Here is a 16,585-nt window from a genome sequence, read left to right on the forward strand (position 1 = left end):
CCTTACTGATGGATTTTAAAAAATTTCTTTTGATCAAAGTAATAATAAATAATGAAGAGCACTGCGGTAAGCCCCCAGGAGATGGGGTAGCTCATCAGGATAGTCCGTACTCCAGGCCAGTGAGGCACTGCCAGGAAAATCCAGAGGATACGGAGGATACACACACCGGTACAGGTCATGATCATGGGGACCAGTACATTGCCCATGCCTCTCAGGGCACTGGACAGGATTTCTATAAAGATAAAGAGAACATAGGAAGGAGCGATAATCTGTATGATCTCCATGCCGATTTCAATGACTTCCGGGTCAGTGGTAAAGAGCTGGAGCAGATACCTTCCCAAAAGCAGCAGCAGAGCACTTACCAGGAGAGAAGCGATAAAGTCCAGGAACAGGCAGACTTTAACACTTTTTTTCATACGGTCATATTTACCGGCACCGTAATTTTGCCCAATAAAGGTTACGATGGATACGCTGAAAGCACCGGAGATCATCCAGTAGATGGCATCGATTTTTCCAAAAGCTGTATAGGCGGCCATAGTATCAGTTCCCAGATTATTGAGGGAAGTCTGGATGATAATATTGGAAATATTATACATAATAGACTGGATACCAGCCGGAAGCCCAATGGTGACAATGGAGATCAGCAGAAACCGATGGAACCGGATTTCTTTGGGATGAAGGCGGTACATGTCTGTGGATTTCATCAGTGCGTGAACCACCAGAACGGCACTGACCACCTGAGAAATTACAGTGGCTATAGCGGCGCCTGCTACTCCCATACCAAAACCTACTACCAGAAGGATATCCAGAAAGATATTGATAAAGCAGCAGACAATAAGGTAGTACAGGGGCCTGGTAGAATCTCCCACAGCTCTTAAAATGGCGGAGCCAACGTTATAAATAAACACAAAAATAATACCTGCAAAATAAATTCGCAGATAGGTGACAGAATCCTGCATAACATCTGCAGGTGTTTTCATCATCTCCAAAAGAACCGGCGCAAGAGCGATACCGATGATGGTGGTGATGATACCGCCTACTATGGAAAGAGCGGCGGCGGTGTGAAGGGTATCGTTCAGATCTTTCTTGTTTTTGGCTCCATAATACCGGGCAATGATAACCGTAGCGCCGGAAGCCAGGGACACGAAGAAGTTTACGATCAGGTTCGTGATCTGGCCGGTAGAGCCCCCTACTGCCGCCAGAGCTTTAGTTCCCACGAACCGGCCTACGACCACGGCATCTGCCGTATTATAGAGCTGCTGAAAAAGAGTTCCCAGCATAATGGGAAAGAAAAAGATCAGCAGCTGTTTCCATATAACCCCTTCCGTAATCTGATTTACGGAGGCGTCTTTTTTTGACATAAAAAATTCCCCCTGAAATTATGATTGAGGTCATATTGCCTCTGATATAACAATATATATCATAGCTTATGATAATTGTCGATATGGAAAATTCATGTTATGATGATATCAGACTGAAATATGGGCGGAAGGGCGATATCCGCAGCATCCTGGAGAAAGGTGAGAGGAGGAGAAGGATTGAAGATAAAAGTACGTGTAGCAGATCCGGCGGGAAATATAACTGTTTTTGTGATGACTCCAGTGGCGAGAGAAAAATACCCTGCCATTTCCAGGCAGATCCTTGCAAGGAAGGAACTAAAGGGAGAGCAGGTGGGATTTGTAGAAAGGACAGACCAGGGCAGATTCAGGATGGAGATGATGGGCGGAGAGTTCTGTGGAAACGCCACTAGAAGTTTTGCCTATCTTCTGAGTATGCTTTCCGGTCAGGAACAGCAGGAGCTGGACGTGGAAGTCAGTGGTTCTGAAAAACCTCTGAATGCTGTTGTAGACCGGACAGAGGGAACCAGTCAGGTGGAAATGCCTCTGCCTAAAGAAATAATGGTATTGGAGACAGAAACAGGGGAAACCTATCCCATGGTTGTATTTGACGGCATCTGCCATGTGATCGTAGAGGGAGAACCCAGAAAAGGGGAATTTGTGGAAAATATTCTGAAGAAAGCAAAAGAAATATGTCCCTGCGGCGCATGGGGAATCATGTTTTTAAAAGGAGACTATATGACGCCGGCAGTTTATGTAGAGAGTACAGACTCTCTTGTCTGGGAGAGCAGCTGCGGCAGCGGCAGTATGGCAGCGGCAGTGTATTTATCCCAGAGAGAGGGTGACGGTGAATATTTTTACACACTTTACCAGCCAGGAGGAGAGATCAGAGCTGCGGTCTCCAAAAAAACAGGCGAAATTGTACGATGCACTATGGGAGGACCGGTTCGTATCTCCCAGGAGATGGAATTAGAAATAGAGGATAATGAGGTTGACATACTATGAGGGCGGTTCGCTTGAAACACCCCTATGTAGCAGTGATGAAAGACGGAAGTATTTCTTATGGGGGAAACCAGGGCTGGTTTCAGAGTAATACCATTAAGAAATATGGCTGTGGAGTGGTGGCAGGGTCAGATCTGCTGTTATATTTAAGTTTACATAAGGAATACTGCAGGGGAAGGGAATTCAAAAAAGAAGAGGACGATAACGGAATCTGGGGAGAAGAAAAGTATCAGGAACTTATAAAGACCATGAACCGAAGATACTTTCCGGTAATTCCCGGCTTTGGCATGCCAGGGTGGCTTCTGGCAGGGGGAATGAATTATTATTTCCGCAGGAGCAGGATTCCTCTGAAGGCTTCTTTCGGCGTCCTGGGGAGGAACATCTGGAACCGGACAGCAGCTATGCTGGCCCATGATATTCCGGTGATCCTTGCCATAGGCCCGAACTTCTCTATATTTCGGAGAAAATACAAGCTGAATTTCTATGTAAGAAAAGGGGAGGAATATACCTGCGCCTGCCAGACAGCAGCTCATTTTGTGACAGTCACCGCCATGGAGGGAAAATACCTGAAAATTTCTTCCTGGGGAAAAGAGTATTATATAGACATGCAGGAATATATGGACTATGGGAAAAAACACAGCAGTTTTTTGGTGTGCAATATTTTTTATATCCGAAAACGGTGACAAAAGCAGGAAATAAGATTGACAAAGGGAAAACAAGTGCTATAATGAATACCGTTGTTACAAAGTCGGAGAAAATTCCGACAACATATCGTGCCAATTGAAGGGTGCAGGAAAGCGGCTAAGGCCCACCGAAGGAGTAATACTCTCAGGGGTCTCCTAAATGGAGACGGGACTGTATCTGGATGGCTCTCTGGAGAATCCCGTTAAGGGTGCCGAAGGTGTAAGCAGATAAGGGTTTATCTGTGAATCTCTCAGGCAAAAGGACAGTGAGATCAGGAAACTAAACAACGGCTGACGTTTTTTAGAGTTTCAGAGGGTTATTGCATTGGAATTATGCGATAGCCCTTTTTTATTCTACGAGACTGTCGAATTAATCAAAATCGAGAATATTTATACATTTTATTGCTCAGCCTGCGCCGCTTTGAGCCTATGGTCTCAAAGCTATGCTCGACAAATTCGCATAAAATGTATAAATATTCCTGACATATGTTTAATGCGACAGTCCTGTAGAATTAAAAGCCTTCCAGGCGGGCGAAAAACGTCTGGGGGACATAGTTCTGGCGGCGGTTTCCGGGGAGAAGCATGAAAAGAAAAATAACCAGAAAGAAGGAGTCAACAAATGGAAATCTTATCGCAGATCGTAGAAGGGGTTAATTCTTTTTTGTGGGATGGGGCCCTGCTGGTATTGCTTCTGGGAACGGGAATTTTTTATACCATTAACCTGAAGTTCATCCAGGTGAGAAAATTTGGAGAGGGAATGAAGAGAATGTTCGGAAACTTTTCTCTTCATGGAAAAAGTACAGAGAAGGGGCTGAGTTCTTTTCAGGCCCTGGCTACGGCTATTGCGGCTCAGGTAGGTACGGGAAATATTGCGGGGGCTGCTACAGCCATTGCTTCAGGAGGACCGGGGGCTATTTTCTGGATGTGGGTCAGCGCATTTTTTGGAATGGCTACCATCTATGCAGAGGCAGTTATGGCACAGTATACCAGAAAAAGAGAGAATGGTGCCATTGTAGGCGGACCAGTTTATTATATACAGTACCTGTTTAAAGGAAAATTTGGAAAATTCCTTTCTGGATTTTTTTCAGTAGCGATTATCCTGGCACTGGGATTCATGGGAAATATGGTACAGTCCAATTCTATTGGAAGTTCTTTTTATACTGCATTTGGAATAAAACCTTATATAATGGGAATTATAATTGCTGTGATTTCTGCGATAATATTCCTGGGAGGAATCAACCGGATCGCCAGAGTGACGGAGAAGATCGTGCCTCTTATGGCCCTGGTTTATATTGTGGGCTGTGTGATCATTCTGATCATGAACCTGAATGGTCTGGGAAAAGCTTTTCATGATATTTTTGTGGCGGCGTTCTCACCTTCTTCCGTATTAGGAGGAGCTGCGGGAGTTACTGTCCAGAAAGCTATGCGGTTTGGTGTTGCCAGAGGTCTGTTTTCTAATGAAGCAGGTATGGGTTCTACACCTCACGCTCATGCCACAGCAGACGTAAAGCACCCGGCAGATCAGGGAATCATTGCCATGATAGGTGTGTTTATCGATACCTTTGTGATACTGACTCTTACCGCTTTGGTAATTCTTTCTACGGGGGCTCTTTCTACAGGAGAGACTGGCTCGGCTCTGGCCCAGGCTGCGTTTAATTCTTCCTACGGCTCCTTTGGAAATGTATTTATCGCTATCTGCATGCTGTTTTTTGCTTTTACCACCATAATCGGCTGGTACTATTTCGGTGAAGTAAATGTCCGCCATCTTTTTGGAAAGAAAGCTGTGCGGGGATATGGACTTCTGGTGGTCATCTTTGTCCTCATAGGCTCTACTCTGAAGGTAGACCTGGTATGGAATATGTCAGACATGTTTAACGGACTGATGGTAATCCCTAACCTTATTGCGATTCTGGCAGCAGTGGGTATAGTAAAAAAACTGAGCAGAGAACATGAAAACATGGGAAAAAATCAGTAGAAATAAGAGCCTGGAGAAGCAGGAAAAAATAAAAAAATAGGTGTTGAAATTTCCGGAAATTTGTTTTATCCTAAGGGCTGATAGATTTAACCCAGGTTATGAAGGAATGACTTAGGAGGAAGAAAATATGAAGGAAAAGAAAATACGTTTTCGTCATATCGAAGAGATGAAAGATTTCGTCAGCGCCGCATGCCGCTGTGAATTCGACATCGATATCATCAGTGACCGTCTTGTGGTTGATGGAAAATCTATTTTAGGAGTTTTAAGCCTGAACTGCGACAAGGAGCTCCATGTGAAATATGATGGAACAGAACCTTATTTTGAGGAAATGCTGGGAAAATACGCAGTGGCTTAGACATATTTTACGGTTTACAAATTTTCTGGTATATGCTAACATAGCACATAAGAAAACACAGTGACGAAGAGAGTACCTGTATTTTGTGTTCACAGAGAAGTCTCCCATGGCTGAGAGGAGACAGACAGAGATAGAGGGAAGATGGCTTCTGAGAGGCGCACCGAAGCACAGGTCTTGTGCCAAGGCTGCGACAGGGTCCGCCTGTTACAGCGGTAAGGTATATCGGCAGATGTACCTGATGAGGTCTGTGCTGTGAGGTACAGACGAACAGAAGTGGTAACACGGGCTGACGCTCGTCTTCTTTGGAAACAGAGAAGACGGGCTTTTTCTTTTTTTGAGAGGTGCTTTGCAGGTGTTGAGGGAATCTTGGTATCTTTTATTGCTCAGTCTGCGCTGGTTTGAGCCCTAGCGGTCTCAAACCGTGCTCGACAAATTCGCATAAAAGATACCAAGATTCCCCTGAAAGTTGCGGCTGCTCGAAAAAAGAAAAGGCCGTTAGAGGGCTGGTGTGGAGGTGTACAGGTTCGAGCCTTGGTCTCAAACTGTGCTCGACAAATTTGCATAAGAGATAGTAACGAGTTAGGAGGATAATGAAATGGATAAGAAGAAGTATTATATTACTACGGCTATTGCCTATACTTCAGGGAAGCCCCATATTGGGAATACTTATGAGGCGGTTTTGGCGGATAGTATTGCCAGGTTTAAGAGGCAGCAGGGATATGATGTGTTTTTTCAGACGGGAACGGATGAACATGGTCAGAAGATTGAGCTGAAGGCGGAAGAGGCTGGTGTAAGCTGTAAGGAGTTTGTAGACCAGGTATCTGGTGAGATTAAAAATATCTGGGATTTAATGGGCACTTCTTATGACAAGTTTATCAGGACTACAGATGACTATCATGAGAAGCAGGTACAGAAAATATTTAAAAAGCTTTATGACCAGGGAGATATTTACAAAGGATATTATGAAGGTCTGTACTGTACTCCCTGTGAATCTTTCTTTACGGAATCTCAGCTGGTGGACGGAAAGTGTCCTGACTGCGGACGTCCTGTAACTCCGGCTAAGGAAGAGGCTTATTTCTTCAGAATGAGCAAATATGCGCCCAAGCTGATCGAGTATATCAATGAGCATCCGGAGTTTATCCAGCCGGTATCCAGGAAAAATGAGATGATGAACAACTTCCTTCTGCCTGGACTTCAGGATCTGTGTGTGTCCAGAACCTCCTTTAAATGGGGAATTCCGGTAGACTTTGATCCCAGGCATGTGGTTTATGTATGGCTGGATGCGCTGACCAACTACATCACCGGAATCGGCTATGACTGTGATGGAAACAGTACAGAGCAGTTTGAAAAATACTGGCCGGCAGACCTGCATCTGATCGGAAAAGATATCATCCGTTTCCATACTATTTACTGGCCTATTTTCCTGATGGCTCTGGGACTTCCTTTGCCTAAGCAGGTATTTGGACATCCCTGGCTGCTCCAGGGAGACGGAAAGATGAGCAAATCTAAGGGAAATGTGCTTTATGCCGACCAGCTGGTAGACTTCTTTGGGGTAGATGCCGTCCGCTATTTCGTGCTCCATGAGATGCCTTTTGAAAATGACGGCGTAATCACCTGGGAGCTGATGGTAGAGAGATTAAACTCTGAGCTTGCCAATACTCTGGGAAATCTGGTAAACCGGACCATTTCCATGTCTAACAAGTATTTCGGCGGCGTGGTAAAGAGCACTGGCGTCACAGAGCCGGTAGACCAGGAACTGAAAGCGGTTGTCCAGGGAACAAAAGAAAAAGTGGCAGCCAAGATGGAAGACCTTCGTGTGGCAGATGCGATCACAGAAATCTTTACCCTGTTTAAACGCTGCAATAAATATATCGATGAGACCATGCCTTGGGTGCTGGCAAAGGACGATGAAAAGAAAGACCGTCTGGCGGAAGTGCTCTACAATCTGGTAGAGGGAATCTGCGTAGGCGCTGCTCTTCTGGAATCATTTATGCCAACTACTACAGAGAAAATCCTTGCTCAGCTTAACGCACCAAAGAGAAGTTATGAAGAGCTGGATTCCTTCGGTTTATATCCTTCCGGAAACAAGGTAACAGAGAAACCGGAGATTCTCTTTGCCCGTCTGGACGTAAAAGAGGTTATGGAAAAGGTGGAAGCTATGCGGGCTGAAGAGACAAAAGACCAGGAAGCAGAAAAAGAGGAAATTCCTGTTATAGATATAGAAGCAAAACCTGAAGTCACCTTTGATGATTTCATGAAAATGCAGTTCCAGGTAGGGGAGATCATCGCCTGTGAGGAAGTGAAAAAGTCCAAAAAACTTCTCTGCTCCCAGGTAAAGATCGGAAGCCAGGTAAAACAGATTGTTTCCGGCATTAAGTCAAATTATAAACCGGAAGATATGGTTGGAAAGAAAGTTATGGTCCTGGTGAACCTGAAACCGGCTAAGCTGGCAGGAGTTCTTTCTGAAGGAATGATCCTGTGTGCAGAAGGTCTTGACGGAGAACTGGCCCTTATGACTCCTGACAAGGATATGCCGGCAGGTGCGGAAATCTGCTGATTAGGGGTTGACAAGACTTTTTTAATCGTTTATTATCTTTTTAAATGAAAGGGAGTAGCTGGCACCAAAAGGTGTTTGCGACAGCGTCAATCTCGATGAGGGAACTCTCATCCGTGTCGTGATGAAACAGCGAGACTTTTATTGCATGATCAATTGTGCAGTAAAGGTCTCGCTTTTTGCATATAAAGACCTTTACTAAGGAAACTACTTAGAAAGAGTCTGAAAATGCGGCTCGGAAAACGAATGGAGGAAGAAGCATGAAAGAGTATTACCAAATGTCCAGGACAGAGGCTCAGAAAGCCGTTAATGGCAGTACCCAGCCTCTGACAGAAGAACAGGTAAAGAAGAACCAGGAAAAGTATGGTCCAAACGCTCTTGCAGAAGGCAAGAAGAAAACCGTTCCCCAGATTTTTCTGGAACAGTACAAAGATTTCCTGGTGATCATTCTGATCGTGGCGGCTATCGTATCTGGTATTCTGGGTGAAACAGAAAGCGCCATTGTTATCTTGATCGTTATTACCATTAATGCGATTTTGGGCACTGTCCAGACTGTAAAGGCAGAACAGTCCCTGAACAGTCTGAAGGCTATGTCGGCTCCGGAAGCCAAGGTGGTCAGAGGAGGAGATGTGATTAAAATACCATCTTCTCAGGTTACTATAGGTGATATCGTTATGCTGGAAGCAGGAGATTATGTGCCTGCTGACGGACGTATTCTTGAAAACGCCAGTCTGAAGGTAGACGAAAGCGCACTGACAGGAGAAAGTCTTGCAGTGGAAAAAATGGAAGACGCCATTGAGGGAGAAGCTGCCCTGGGTGACAGGACCAACATGGTCTTTTCCGGAAGTTTTGTTTCCTACGGAAGAGGTTCCTTCCTGGTAACAGGAATCGGTATGAATACCGAAGTAGGAAAAATCGCCAGTCTGTTAAAGAGCACTTCCGAGAAAAAGACTCCTCTGCAGATGAATCTGGATAATTTCGGACAGAAGCTGTCCATCCTGATTTTAGTATTCTGCGCAATCCTTTTTGGTATCAGCGTATTCAGAGGAGAGGGCGTGGGAGATGCTTTCCTGTTTGCCGTAGCTCTTGCAGTAGCTGCAATTCCTGAGGCCCTGAGCTCTATCGTAACCATCGTGCTGTCCTTCGGTACACAGAAAATGGCAAAAGAGCATGCTATTATCCGTAAGCTTCAGGCAGTGGAAGGTCTGGGAAGTGTGTCAATTATCTGTTCTGATAAGACTGGTACTCTGACACAGAATAAAATGACAGTTGAAGACTATTATGTAGAAGGGAAAGAAATTCCTGCAGCATCTATTGACCTGGGAGATGAAGCTCAGAAACAGCTTCTCCGCCACAGCATTTTATGTAATGACTCTACAAACAAAAACGGAGAAGAGATCGGAGATCCTACGGAAACTGCTCTCATCAATCTGGGCGACAAACTGGGATGTCCCGCAGAGACCATCCGTGAGAAATACCCCAGATGCAGCGAGGTTCCTTTTGACAGTGACAGAAAATTAATGTCTACCTTGCACAATCTGAAAAACGGCTGTACTATGGTTACAAAAGGTGCCGTAGATGTTCTTCTGGGAAGAGTTTCCCATATCCAGAAAAACGGAGAAGTATGTCCGATCACAGAGGAAGACAAGAGGATCATTGAAGAACAGAACCAGAAGTTTTCCAGAAACGGTCTTCGTGTCCTGGCCTTTGGATATAAAAAATTTGAAGAAGCCAGAACCTTATCTGTGGAAGATGAAAATGACCTGACATTCCTGGGTCTGATCGCTATGATGGACCCGCCAAGAGAAGAGTCCAAGGAAGCAGTTGCCGAGTGTATCCGGGCGGGCATTAAGCCTATTATGATCACTGGTGACCATAAGGTAACAGCGGCAGCTATTGCTAAGAGAATCGGGATTTTGAAAGACGAGTCAGAAGCCTGTGAGGGTGCGGTTATTGAAAATATGACAGATGAAGAGCTGCAGGACTTCGTGGAAGGTATTTCTGTATATGCCCGTGTTTCACCGGAACACAAGATCCGTATTGTCCGGGCATGGCAGGATAAAGGAAACATCGTAGCCATGACAGGAGACGGAGTAAACGATGCCCCGGCTCTGAAGCAGGCCAATATTGGTGTGGCTATGGGAATCACCGGTACAGAAGTCGCAAAAGACGCAGCATCCATGGTACTTACCGATGATAACTTTGCAACCATCGTAAAAGCTGTAGAAAACGGAAGAAATGTTTACAAGAACATAAAGAGTTCTATCCAGTTCCTCCTTTCCGGTAACTTTGCAGGAATCCTGTCTGTACTCTATGCGTCACTGGCAGGTCTGCCGGTACCTTTCGCGCCGGTTCATCTGCTGTTTATCAACCTGCTGACAGACAGTCTTCCGGCTATTGCTCTGGGACTGGAACCTCACAATCCTGATGTAATGAACGATAAGCCGAGACCAATGAACGAGTCTATACTTACCAAAGATTTCCTTTCCAAGATCGGAATTGAGGGTCTGGTTATCGGTATTATGACCATGATCGGCTTCTATATCGGATATCAGGAAAATACTGCACTTGCTATGACTCTGGCTTTCGGCACACTTTGTACCTCACGTCTGGTCCATGGATTTAACTGTAAATCAGACAAACCTGTATTATTTACAAAGAGATTTTTCAACAATAAATACCTGGCTGGGGCTTTCCTTTTAGGTCTTGCTCTCATCACTGCTGTAGTGATGATCCCAGGTCTGGATTCTATTTTCCAGGTACAGACTCTGAGCTTTACTCAGCTTCTGACCATGTATGGGCTGGCAATCGCCAACCTTCCGATAATCCAGCTTATTAAATGGATCCGTATGAAGATTAAAAAATAATATGATATTTTGGCAGTCCCATTTAACACAAAACATAAACGAAGCTGTCGTTATGCCAGTTAAATGGGGCTGCTCTTGAAAATGGGAGGATGCGTATGGATTTGAACAAAAAGGATATGAAGAACATTATGCTGTTGATCGTTTTTGCAGTGCTCTTCTATATAGGCGTACAAAAGATTAATAGCGTGGCAGCGGGAGTTGTGTTTGTCTGGCATCTGGTGTTCCCCTTTATTTTGGGAGGGGCCATTGCTTTTATCCTTAATGTGCCTATGCATGCTCTGGAAAAAAGACTTTTCGGCAGACTGAAGGAGCAGGGAAAAGCGAAAAAATTAGCAAGGCCGGCAAGTCTCATACTTTCCATCCTGCTGGTTATCGTGATCATTTGGATCGTTCTGGTAGTATTAATACCGGAAATCGGAAGCACCATTGTGAGCCTGAGCCGCCAGATCGAGCTGGCAATCCCCAGGATGCAGAAATGGTTTACAGATAATTTCCAGGCCAATCCCCTGATTGAAGAGCAGATCAATAACTGGTTTAATTCTCTGGAGGTTAACTGGGACCAGATCATACAGACTGGTATTGACTTTCTGAAAAACGGAGCCGGAAATGTACTGGGAACTACATTTAATGTGGCAGTAACTGTGATCAACTCTGTGATGAACTTTGTAATCGGTTTTGTATTTGCCTGCTATATTCTGCTCCAAAAGGAAAAGTTATCTGTCCAGATCCGGAAAGTCCTTTACGCATTTTTCCCTGGAAAAGTTGTGCGTCAGGTGTTAAAAGTGGCTTCTCTGAGTTACAAGACATTTTCTAACTTCGTTACAGGCCAGTGCCTGGAAGCAGTGATTTTGGGAACCATGTTTTTCGTGGTAATGAGTATTCTGAAATTTCCTTACGCGATGTTAGTTGGAGTGGTGATCGCCTGTACCGCTCTGATCCCTATATTCGGAGCTTTTATTGGCTGTGTTGTAGGGGCCTTCCTGATCCTGGTGGTGAACCCTATGCGGGCGGTGGCTTTTGTTATCCTGTTTCTGATCCTTCAGCAGATTGAGGGAAACCTGATTTACCCCCATGTGGTAGGAAACTCGGTAGGACTGCCTTCCATCTGGGTACTGATGGCCGTGACAGTAGGCGGAAACCTGATGGGAGTAGTAGGAATGCTGGTGTTTATTCCACTGACCTCTATCATTTACGCATTGTTCCGCCAGACCGTCCATAGGAGATTAAAGGAGAGAAAGATCCATGATATTTGAGACACACGCCCATTATGATGATGAGGCTTTTGACAGAGACCGGGATGAACTTTTGAAGACCATGCATGCCCATGGAATTGAGAAAATCATCAATGTGGGAGCTTCTTTGGAAGGAGTAAAGGATACGGCGGATCTTATGGAAAGATATCCTTTTGTCTATGGAGCAGTAGGTATTCACCCGGATGAGGTGGGAAGTCTCACCGAAGAAGACATGAAGTGGCTGCGGAGTCTGTGTGACAGAGAAAAAACCGTGGCTGTAGGAGAAATCGGTCTGGACTATTACTGGGACAAAGAAAATCATGATGTTCAGAAAAAATGGTTTGTCCGGCAGATGGACCTGGCCAAAGAAACCGGGCTGCCCATTATCGTCCACAGCCGGGACGCAGCTAAAGATACCCTGGATGTCATGAAAGCAGAGCGGGCGGACAATTTAAAGGGAGTGATCCACTGCTATTCCTACTCCAAAGAACATGCCAGAGAATATATGAATATGGGATACTATCTGGGGGTAGGCGGTGTGGTTACTTTTAAGAATGGAAAACGGCTGAAAGAAGTGGTAGAATATGCGCCCCTGGATTATCTGCTGCTGGAGACCGATGCGCCCTATCTGGCTCCGGAACCCTACAGAGGAAAGCGGAACTGTTCTCTCTACCTTACCTATGTGGCTCAGACCATTGCACAGATAAAGGGCGCGTCTTATGAGGAAGTGGTTGAGGTTACCAGAAGGAATGCAGAAAGACTCTTTGGAATATAAATAGCAGAAAAAGTCAAAATATCGTAATTTTCAATCAAATAATTGCAGGAATTTATCCGAAATCTATAATAAGATGTTAAATAGAGAATTAACATAGAGGAGGATTTTTCTTATGCCAAAATGGTTGGACAATGCAATTTTTTATGAGATTTACCCTCAGACTTTTCTGGATACTAATGGAGACGGCATCGGAGATTTTCAGGGAATCATCAGAAAATTAGACTATATAAAAGAACTGGGATGTAATGCCATCTGGTTGAATCCATGCTTTGTTTCTCCTTTCTCAGATGCAGGTTATGACGTGGCGGATTATTATACAGCTGCGCCCAGATATGGAACCAACGAGGACTTGAAAGAGCTTTTCGCAAAGGCTCATGAGAAAGATATGCACGTGATCTTAGACCTGGTCCCGGGACATACATCTATTGAACATCCCTGGTTTAAAGCTTCTTTAAGCCCAGAGGAAAATGAGTTTAGCCACCGTTATATCTGGACGGATAAAGCCTGGAAGGGATTTGAAAATGTAGGAAATATTAAGGGCTGTATCAGAGGTCTTTCAGACAGAGACGGCTCCTGTGCAGCCAACTATTATACTACTCAGCCGGCTTTGAACTATGGTTTCTATAAGGTGACAGAATCCTGGCAGAAAGATATGCATTCTCCTGAAGCAATGGCTACCAGAGAGGCCATGAAAGATATCATGCGTTTCTGGCTGGGAATGGGATGCGATGGTTTCCGTGTGGATATGGCAGGCTCCCTGGTAAAGAATGATGAAGAGGGAAAGGGAACCATTGAGCTGTGGCAGGATTTCCGTAAATTCTTAGATGAAGAGTTCCCGGAGGCGGCCATGATTTCTGAATGGGGACAGCCGGACAAATCTCTGGAGGGAGGATATCATATGGACTTCCTTCTTCATTTCGGACCTTCTTATTATATGGATCTGTTCCGCAGCGAGCACCCATATTTTAAACGGGAGGGAAAAGGAAACATTGGAGATTTTGTAAGAACCTACCAGGCTAATTATGACAAGACCAACGGAAAGGGACTGATCTGTATTCCCTCCGGTGACCACGACATGAGCCGTATCAAGGAAAAACTGGATGATGAAGAAGTAAAGATTGCTTTTGCATTTCTTCTTTCTATGCCGGGAGCGCCTTTTATATACTATGGAGACGAAATCGGCATGAATTATCTGGCAGGTATCCGTTCTGTAGAAGGAGGATATGAAAGGACAGGAGCAAGATCTCCCATGCAGTGGGATAAGACCACTAATGCAGGTTTTTCCAGCGCTAAGCCAGAGGATCTCTATATTATGATCGATCCGGACAAGAACCGTCCTACAGTGGAAGCTCAGATGGAAGATGAAGATTCTCTGTTCCATGAAGTTCAGAAACTGATTAAAATCCGTCTTGACCATGAGGCCCTTCAGAGCAATGCATCTTTGGAATTCCTTTATGCAGAGGATAACGCATATCCTCTGGTTTATAAGAGAACAGGAGAGAGGGAAACAATAGTAGTGGCCCTGAACCCTTCTGATAAAGAGGTTACGTGTAAGATAAATGCCAAGGATGGAATAGATATTCTGTATTCCAACAATGGTGAGTCTGTACTGAAGGACGGAACTCTGACCGTTCCTCCTGCAAGTGCAAGCTTTATCAAAATAAAATAAAAAGAATAAACAGGGAGAGCAGTGGGAACAGCTGAAGAAAAAAGGCTGTTTTCATTGCTTTTTCTGTTTATATGAGGAAAGGTGTTTTTTTGCCGAGGAAGTGTTGATTTTTTATATACCGATTGGTATAATAGACCTATCGCAGACATTAAGAGCAAAGGCGGTGATTCGAATAGACAACAGGGAATTGCTTCTGGATGCCGCACTGGATCTTTTTTATGCCAAAGGATATGACGCAGTGGGGGTTCAGGAAATTGTAGACAGGGCGGGAGTTACAAAACCGACTCTTTACTATTATTTCGGAAGCAAAATAGGGCTTTTACAGAATCTCCTGGAGCGGGGATACAGAGTTTTGGAAAAAGGAGTTCTGGAGGCAACCAGGATGAAGGCTAATCTGCCGGAGGTCTTGTATAAAGTCGCAAGAGAATTTTTTGACTATGCGGCAGACCACCAAAAATTTTATCTGTTTATGCTGGCTTTGTTTTACTCTGGGAGACAAAATGAAGCTTATAAAACAGTGGCGCCTTTCATTGAGAATTATTATAATCTTATTGTAGGGATTTTTGAAAACGCAGCGTCTCAGCTGGGCAATATGAGAGGGAGGCAGAGGCTGTTTGCAGTTGGATTCACAGGAACTCTCAATCACCATATTATGACAGTAAGCTACGGACTTTCAGAAAATGAAAATTTTGAAATCTCTAATGAGACTACTTATGAGATCGTACATCAATTTTTATACGGAATATATTCTTAACAGGAGGAAATGAAAATGGCAGCATGGTATGAAGAGGCAGTATTTTATCACATTTACCCCATTGGCATGACCGGGGCACCCAGGGAGAACAGAGAGGAGCAGGTGGTCCACAGATTTGAACTTCTGAATGACTGGCTTCCTCATGTGGCAGAGCTGGGCTGTACCGCTATTTATATAGGACCTCTTTTTGAGTCCACTACTCACGGATATGATACCAGAGACTATAAAATGGTAGACAGAAGACTGGGAGACAATGAGGACTTTGCAGAATTTGTAAAAAAAGCACATGACCTGGATATTAGGGTAGTGGTAGACGGAGTTTTCAACCATACAGGAAGAGAATTTTTTGCCTTCCAGGATATTCAGAGGAACCGGGAACATTCTCCTTACTGCGGATGGTACAAGGGCATTAACTTTGGATGGAACAACCCCTACAATGATGGTTTTGGCTATGAAGCCTGGAGAAACTGTTTTGAACTGGTTAACCTGAACCTTCAGAACCCTGAAGTAAGAGATTATCTTCTGGATGTGATCGATTTCTGGATCGATACTTTTGATATCGACGGTATCCGTTTGGACTGTGCAGACTGTCTGGACTTTTACTTCATGGAAGAGATGCGGCGGCGGACGTCCGAGAAGAAAAAAGATTTCTGGCTTATGGGAGAAGTGATCCATGGAGACTACAGCCGCTATATCCAGGACGGACAGAAGATGCTCCACAGCGTTACCAACTATGAGCTCCATAAAGGTCTTTATTCCGGACACAATGATCACAATTATTTTGAAATTGCACATACTATCCGGAGAGAATTTGATGAAAACGGCGGCATCTACAAAGGTATGAAACTTTACTCTTTTGTAGATAATCATGATGTAGACAGGATCATGAGCAAGCTGAACCAGAAAGAGCATATTTATCCGGTATATACACTTTTATATACTTTACCGGGAATCCCTTCTCTCTATTATGGTTCTGAATGGGGGATTGAAGGCAGAAAAGAAGGAAGCAATGATGACTTCCTGAGACCTGCTTTAAGTATGGAGGACCTGGAGAAAGAACAGGATTCTCCAGTGATGGACTGGGTAAAGAAGCTTGGAGAAGTCCATAAGAAGTTCAGCCAGTGCCTGGCCTATGGCCGTTACAGGGAGCTGCTGCTGACCAACCGGCAGTATGCTTTCGCAAGATTTACAGAGGAACAGGGACTTCTGACTGCTGTAAACAATGACGAGCAGGAGGCAGAGCTGTTCATTCCAGCTCCTTTCCAGGATAAGACTTATGTAAATCTAGAAACAGAAGAGGAAGTGGCGGTGGAAAACGGCAGGCTGCATATCACTGTGAAAGCTGCAGGAAGCGTATTCCTGGAAATACGTTAAAATAATAG

Annotated in this window: 12 protein-coding genes and 1 riboswitch; of the genes, 11 read left to right on the top strand and 1 reads right to left on the bottom strand. The window is 44.5% G+C overall.

All coding sequences use genetic code 11. The features are described 5' to 3' along the window. Positions 1 to 2 precede the first annotated feature (2 nt). Entirely contained in the window at positions 3 to 1,361 is a 1,359-nt protein-coding gene (locus B5G00_RS06400; RefSeq protein WP_087270280.1) for an MATE family efflux transporter, read from the bottom strand. 177 nt (positions 1,362 to 1,538) lie between these two features. On the opposite strand from B5G00_RS06400, the gene B5G00_RS06405 reads away from it, so the two are divergent. The 11 genes from B5G00_RS06405 to B5G00_RS06455 all read left to right on the top strand — a co-directional run bounded on the left by B5G00_RS06405 (position 1,539) and on the right by B5G00_RS06455 (position 16,577). Then, positions 1,539 to 2,342, top strand: a complete 804-nt coding sequence (locus B5G00_RS06405; protein WP_087270581.1) for a hypothetical protein — start codon at positions 1,539 to 1,541, stop codon at positions 2,340 to 2,342. After that, positions 2,339 to 3,022: a hypothetical protein gene (locus tag B5G00_RS06410; protein ID WP_087270283.1), complete on the top strand. Its 684-nt coding sequence runs from the start codon at positions 2,339 to 2,341 to the stop codon at positions 3,020 to 3,022. Before B5G00_RS06405 ends, B5G00_RS06410 begins: the two co-directional genes overlap by 4 nt. A gap of 180 nt (positions 3,023 to 3,202) precedes the next feature. Then, positions 3,203 to 3,299, top strand: a riboswitch (glycine riboswitch). 342 nt (positions 3,300 to 3,641) lie between these two features. After that, positions 3,642 to 4,997 carry an alanine/glycine:cation symporter family protein gene (locus B5G00_RS06415; RefSeq protein ID WP_087270286.1) on the top strand — a complete coding sequence of 452 codons (1,356 nt, stop codon included), beginning with the start codon at positions 3,642 to 3,644 and terminating at the stop codon, positions 4,995 to 4,997. A gap of 127 nt (positions 4,998 to 5,124) precedes the next feature. Further along, entirely contained in the window at positions 5,125 to 5,352 is a 228-nt protein-coding gene (locus tag B5G00_RS06420; protein WP_087270289.1) for an HPr family phosphocarrier protein, read from the top strand. Between the two features lie 595 nt (positions 5,353 to 5,947). Then, on the top strand, positions 5,948 to 7,909 hold the full coding sequence (metG, locus tag B5G00_RS06425; RefSeq protein WP_087270292.1) for a methionine--tRNA ligase: 1,962 nt from the start codon (positions 5,948 to 5,950) through the stop codon (positions 7,907 to 7,909). A gap of 257 nt (positions 7,910 to 8,166) precedes the next feature. Then, positions 8,167 to 10,773 (top strand): cation-translocating P-type ATPase, encoded by a 2,607-nt coding sequence (locus B5G00_RS06430; protein ID WP_087270295.1) that lies wholly within the window; start codon positions 8,167 to 8,169, stop codon positions 10,771 to 10,773. Positions 10,774 to 10,868: 95 nt separating this feature from the next. After that, a complete protein-coding gene (locus B5G00_RS06435; RefSeq protein ID WP_087270298.1) occupies positions 10,869 to 12,026 on the top strand; it encodes an AI-2E family transporter in 1,158 nt (385 codons plus the stop codon). Beyond that, complete coding sequence (locus B5G00_RS06440; RefSeq protein WP_087270301.1) at positions 12,016 to 12,780, top strand: TatD family hydrolase; 765 nt, start codon at positions 12,016 to 12,018, stop codon at positions 12,778 to 12,780. Before B5G00_RS06435 ends, B5G00_RS06440 begins: the two co-directional genes overlap by 11 nt. 112 nt (positions 12,781 to 12,892) lie before the next feature. Continuing rightward, positions 12,893 to 14,449 (top strand): alpha-amylase family glycosyl hydrolase, encoded by a 1,557-nt coding sequence (locus tag B5G00_RS06445; protein WP_087270304.1) that lies wholly within the window; start codon positions 12,893 to 12,895, stop codon positions 14,447 to 14,449. Between the two features lie 163 nt (positions 14,450 to 14,612). Beyond that, complete coding sequence (locus B5G00_RS06450) at positions 14,613 to 15,203, top strand: TetR/AcrR family transcriptional regulator (protein ID WP_242971301.1); 591 nt, start codon at positions 14,613 to 14,615, stop codon at positions 15,201 to 15,203. Positions 15,204 to 15,218: 15 nt separating this feature from the next. Then, on the top strand, positions 15,219 to 16,577 hold the full coding sequence (locus B5G00_RS06455) for an alpha-amylase family glycosyl hydrolase (protein ID WP_087270307.1): 1,359 nt from the start codon (positions 15,219 to 15,221) through the stop codon (positions 16,575 to 16,577). Positions 16,578 to 16,585: the final 8 nt, after the last annotated feature.

This window comes from Blautia sp. An46, assembly GCF_002161645.1.
Taxonomy (GTDB): domain Bacteria; phylum Bacillota; class Clostridia; order Lachnospirales; family Lachnospiraceae; genus Blautia; species Blautia ornithocaccae.